General features: G+C 57.3%; 4 protein-coding genes. 1 reads left to right on the top strand and 3 read right to left on the bottom strand.

The features are described 5' to 3' along the window. Window positions 1-250: 250 nt before the first annotated feature. From WA354_RS21655 to WA354_RS21645, 3 genes are all read right to left on the bottom strand, one after another. On the bottom strand, window positions 251-1,363 hold the full coding sequence (locus WA354_RS21655; RefSeq protein WP_472815100.1) for a hypothetical protein: 1,113 nt from the start codon (window positions 1,361-1,363) through the stop codon (window positions 251-253). A gap of 128 nt (window positions 1,364-1,491) precedes the next feature. Continuing rightward, window positions 1,492-2,355 carry a sugar phosphate isomerase/epimerase family protein gene (locus WA354_RS21650; protein WP_472815099.1) on the bottom strand — a complete coding sequence of 288 codons (864 nt, stop codon included), beginning with the start codon at window positions 2,353-2,355 and terminating at the stop codon, window positions 1,492-1,494. Window positions 2,356-2,380: 25 nt separating this feature from the next. Beyond that, window positions 2,381-3,691 (bottom strand): Gfo/Idh/MocA family protein, encoded by a 1,311-nt coding sequence (locus tag WA354_RS21645; protein ID WP_472815098.1) that lies wholly within the window; start codon window positions 3,689-3,691, stop codon window positions 2,381-2,383. A gap of 163 nt (window positions 3,692-3,854) precedes the next feature. Here WA354_RS21645 and WA354_RS21640 point away from each other — a divergent pair. After that, on the top strand, window positions 3,855-5,188 hold a 1,334-nt coding region (locus WA354_RS21640), incomplete at its 3' end, for a coagulation factor 5/8 type domain-containing protein (RefSeq protein ID WP_472815097.1).

Below are 5,188 nucleotides of genomic sequence, written 5' to 3'. Positions count from 1 at the left end.
ACCCCATGCTGCCCTACCATGATCAGCGAATCGGTCAGCAGGTCCAGCGCCACCGCCAGTCTGCCCCGCTCCCGCCCCATCATGAACTCATGCTTCTCCAACTCCGCGCGCTTCTCGTCAAAAATGTTCATGATTCAAGCCTATCCGAAGCACCTCAACCCGCAACGTCGCTGACCGTCACGGGCCCCCAAGGCTGATGCGTTACCCCTGAACTGTTTACTGATTCTTACTGAAAGTTACGCGGTGACCCTCAATTCGCATCGGGGTCTCCGGGCAGTATTCGCATGGTGGACGCGAATTTGTGGTAGTTGGAGAAACGAACCTCGTTGATGAGTCTCTCGGGACCAATCTTGTCGACGAGCTCCATGTTCAGGTTGTGTACTTCTGACACCGCAACGCCGCGAACAGGACAGATGTACCTCTTTCCGCCAATGTTGACCTGGCCGTATTGAACGGCGCTGCTGGAAACCATAACTGGATCATCCTCGGTCAACTCTGCCTCCAGCGTAATGCGGTCCACGACGCCAGTCGAAGGGTCCAAATAGAGTTCGCCGTGATATCCAGCCAAGTACCGGAACCTAAATGTTTGTGGATCGTCCCTGGATTTCTGATAGCAACAGAAGTCGACAAGATAGTGAGAAGCGGGCTTTGAGACGACATAGCGGAAGACCGCAACCAGAGCGCCTGATTCGCTCGTCTGCCAACGATTCCATACGACACTTCCCTTGAACGAGTCGCTGAGGATTGTCTTGAGGACTGGACCGAATTCGCCCTTCGTGGTGAAACCGGCGAAAGCGGATGATCCAAGTTGACCATTCCCTGAATCGCTGTCGGAATCTACGATCTCCTTTCCATTTCGATATGCGATCTCGCGGCGAGATTCGCGAACGAGATGCAGTTCCGCTTCAGGCTTCCCGTGTTTTGAACCTGCTCGCTGAGGAGCATTGTCGAAACTATCTGTGGTGCGAATGGCGAGGAAATCGGGTAGACGCTGAAGAGCACCGTCGACATACTCTATTGCTGCATTCAGCATTCGCTGTTGCGAGATCTGATCGGGGACAGCGAGGTTTGGGAGTTCTCCCGAAGGAGGAGCGAAGAAAATCGAAGAGTTTGCGATGAGTCGAAGCTGTTCCAGCGTGTTTGGACCGAGGCTCGCTTCCGACTCGATGCGTACCAGTGTTTGCGCTGTGAGTTGTTCCATAAGTTGTACCGACACAAGCCGGTCCGCCATTTCACCATCGGACTGCTTCGCCGCCTGCTTGGAAGTCAGGAACTGCTCAAGTTGCGCAACGGTAACGCGGGTTGCAGCTCCAATGGGATTCACAAGAAACAGGAAGATAAGCAAAATCGAAAATCTGTGCATGCAGGAACCGTAGTTTTAGAATGTGAGCCGACCGCATCTTCGGGGTTCACATCAGCTACAAACAACATAAGGACGTTTGCCTTCGAGTTTCGGGAGGGTTGCAGTCGTTTCCACAATAGCGACGACCGCTAAACATCCAGCTTCTTCATAAAATCCGCATCCTCGCGCAGCTCCGTCATCGGGTCGCCTTCAAATTCCTCCTGCTCGATGAAGTAGTGCTTCAACCCTGTCGCCGCGCGGAAAATCGGCTTGTAATCGATGAATCCCTTGCCCATCACCACATTGCGCAGCTTCCCATCCGGTTCTTTCACCATGTCCTTCACGTGAAGCAGAGGAAAGCGCTGCGGGAACTTGTTCAGATACTCAACTGGATCGTGTCCACCGCCCACCACCCAGCCGCAGTCCATTTCGAAGACCACCAGCTTGGGATCGGTGCGCTTCAGCAACTCGTCAAAAAACACGACGCCGTTCTCCGTTCCGAATTCCACGGTATGGTTGTGATAGCCGAACGTCATGCCTGCCGCCTTCACCTTTTCGCCGATCGCATTAAACTGGTCGGCCACGTAGCGCCAGTCATCCAGGTTCAGTTCGCCTTTGCGCGTAGGATCGCGATGGACTCCCGCCCAGGAGCAAATGATGTACTCAAGCCCAAGAGCCTGTCCGTATTGGATCAACTGGTCGAATTGCGTCTTCAACTGGGTCAGCTGGTGATGAGTGCTCACGCATTTGAGCCCCGCCTTGTTCAGCGCGTTCCCAAAATCTGCCGCAGTCTTGTCGAAGTAGCCCGCCGCTTCCACTTCCTTGTACCCGGCGGCCGCCAGTTGATGCAGCGTTCCCTCAAAATCCTTCGGCAACAAGTTCCGCACGGAGTAGAGCTGAAGCCCAATCGGCAGACGGAGCGGTGCCGCCATCAATCGTTTACCACCCGCGCAGGCGGCTGCCGCCAACGCGCCTGAAGCCTTCAAAAAACTGCGCCGAGAAGAAGTTGTCATTCACCTATGCTCCTCAAGGCTCTCGCTAGCCCTTGATGGTTCCCGCGGCCGCGTCCCACGTAGCCACGTTCTTATTGAAATATGAGTGATTGGCCATATGGCACGCAATCGCCGTGTTGTTTCCAAAGACCTCGTCTTCAACAACATGCTGGCGCGTCTCAACGGCTTGAAAGAAATTGGCAAGATGGTCAGCGGTGTCGTCGTATCCCTGAGGCGGAGAATACGTCTCCGCTAATGGCAACGGCGCCAGCGGCTGCGGATGCGCGGCATGCCAATCATCCAGGTACTTCTGCTTGGCCTCTGCGGTCCACCCATTCAGCGCGTAGCCTTCCGGTTGTGGACGCGTATCCTGCGGAACCACGGTAAGCGTGTTGCCATTGATCGTCATCGTGGCCTCCTTACCGTAGAAGATGGTGATGTCGCCCGCCGCGTTGTTCTGATTACAGTGCATATTGACCGCTACGCCCGGATAGTCGTAGAGCGTCTCCAGCAGATCAGGGAAATCGCGACCATCTTTGAAATAAGACAGGCTTCCCGTGGAATAGGCGCGTTCCGGAATCGCGTTGATCCCCGTCACGCACTGCATCCCCGACAGCAGGTGCACAAACAAGTCGCCGGCGAGCCCTTCACCGTAATCCGCAAAGCATCTCCAGCGGAAGAATCGAGCCGCATCGAACGGACGCGAAGGCGCATCGCGCAGCCACGTGGTCCAGTCGATCGTCTCCGCGCTCGCATCCGGAGCAATCGGATACACCCATGCGCCGGATGGAGAATTGCGATCGGTATGAGCTTCAATCGACGAGACGTTGCCCAGCCGTCCCGATTTGCAGATTTCTGCCGCCTTCTTAACAAGGGTATTGCTCACGCGCTGGCTGCCCGCCTGGAAGATCCGTTTTCCATCCTGCACCGCCTTCACCATGGCCAGCCCGTCTGCCACGTTGTGCGACATCGGCTTCTCGCAATAGACGTCTTTCCCAGCCGCCACACAATCCAGTACCACGTGCCGATGCTGGAAATCGGCAACTGCCACGATCACCGCATCCACATCCTTGCGATCGAGCAACTCGCGATAATCTTTCGTTGTCGGAACGTCGGCGCCATAAGCCTCGACGCCTGCTTTGCGATGCATGTCGTACAGATCCGCCGTGCCCACGCACACTCCGCTTGGCAGCTTCTTCGCCGACCGCAGCAAGTCGCATCCGCGAATCCCTGTCCCGATCGAAACGAAGCGAATCTTTTTTCCCGTCTGCGCTGTCTGAGCAGCTAGAACCGTCGGTTCCAGCACAATCGATTTAGCCGCTGCGCCCGCTGCCACTGCGCCAGCTCCGAGGCGCACAAAATCCCTGCGTGAAATTGGTCCCATATAAAGAAGCCTTTCCCGTGCGACCGCAATTCTCGCCTGTCAGACGGCGCCATGTCCACCACCTGCGCGCGGCGTGAGGCGAATGGAATACCATGCTTAGGTCATCGCATTCAGACTTCAGAGAGATCCTCCGGACATGTCAACAACTCGAGCACTTGGAACCAGCTTGAACATTGCGCTTGCCTCACTTACCACCCTCTGCATTCTCGCGTTCTCTCTGCAGTTGGCTGCTGCCGGCCCTCCACCGGCGCACAACTTGGCTTCGACTCCCGACCTCGGTCCCAACGTTCTGCTCTTCGATCCCTCAATGTCCTCCGCGGATATTCAAACGCAGATCGACAAGGTCTACGCAATCCAGCAGCACAGCGAATTCGGCTCTGCCCGCTACGCCCTGCTCTTCCTGCCCGGCGAATATCACGTAGATGTGCCAGTCGGCTTCTACACGCAAGTGCTCGGCCTCGGCGCCACGCCCGACGCCGTCCACATCACCGGCAACGTCCACTCTGACGCGAGCCTGCCGCGCAACAACGCCACATGCACCTTCTGGCGCGGCGTCGAAGGTTTTTCCGTAACCCCAACCGAAGGAACTATGCAGTGGGCCGTCTCGCAGGCCGTGCCCTTCCGCCGCATGCACATTCTGGGCAACATCGTTCTCCATCAGAAAGGCGGATGGGCCAGCGGCGGCTGGATGTCTGACTCCCTCATCGACGGCAACGTCGGCGCGGGTCCCCAGCAGCAGTGGATCTCCCGCAACAGCGAATGGGGCAGTTGGACCGGCGCCAACTGGAACATGGTCTTCGTCGGCATCCCGCATCCCCCTGAAGGCGAGTGGCCCCAGCCACCCTACACCAAGGTCGACAAAACTCCCATCGTCCGCGAAAAGCCCTTCCTCGAAGCCGACGCGAAAGGGAACTGGAGCGTCCGCGTTCCCGCTCTGCGAACCAACAGCGCAGGCATCACCTGGCATGGCGGCTCAACTCCGGGCCGCTCCATTCCGATCAGTCAGTTCTACATCGCCAGTCCCGGCAAAGACACGGCGTCCACCATCAATGCGCAGCTCGCCACCGGCAAGAACCTTCTTCTCACCCCCGGCATTTATGACCTTACCGAACCCATTGAGATCAAGCGCCCCGATACTCTTGTCATCGGGCTCGGCTTCGCCACCCTGCGGCCCACCAACGGCACAGCAGCCCTCACCACTACAGACGCTGATGGCATCGACATCGCCGGGATCCTCTTCGATGCGGGCGAAAAAATCTCTCCCGTCCTCGTTGAAATAGGTCCGCAAGGCAGCCACGTCTCACACGCTAAAGATCCCATCTTCCTTCACGACGTATTCTTCCGCGTCGGTGGAGCAGGCGTGGGCAGCACCAAGGTCAACCTGATCGTCAACTCCAACGACACCATCATCGACCACACCTGGATCTGGCGCGCCGATCACGGCCACGGCGTTGGCTGGACCAGCAACCT

It is taken from the genome of Occallatibacter sp. (assembly GCF_049802275.1).
Taxonomy (GTDB): Bacteria; Acidobacteriota; Terriglobia; order Terriglobales; family Acidobacteriaceae; genus Telmatobacter.
This window is presented reverse-complemented; position numbering and strand designations above follow the sequence as displayed.

Bases quoted from the DNA above. Each gene is read 5' to 3' on its own strand.
- WA354_RS21655 (WP_472815100.1), bottom strand. From the start codon at position 1,363: ATGCACAGATTTTCGATTTTGCTTATCTTCCTGTTTCTTGTGAATCCC.
- WA354_RS21650 (WP_472815099.1), bottom strand. From the start codon at position 2,355: ATGACAACTTCTTCTCGGCGCAGTTTTTTGAAGGCTTCAGGCGCGTTG.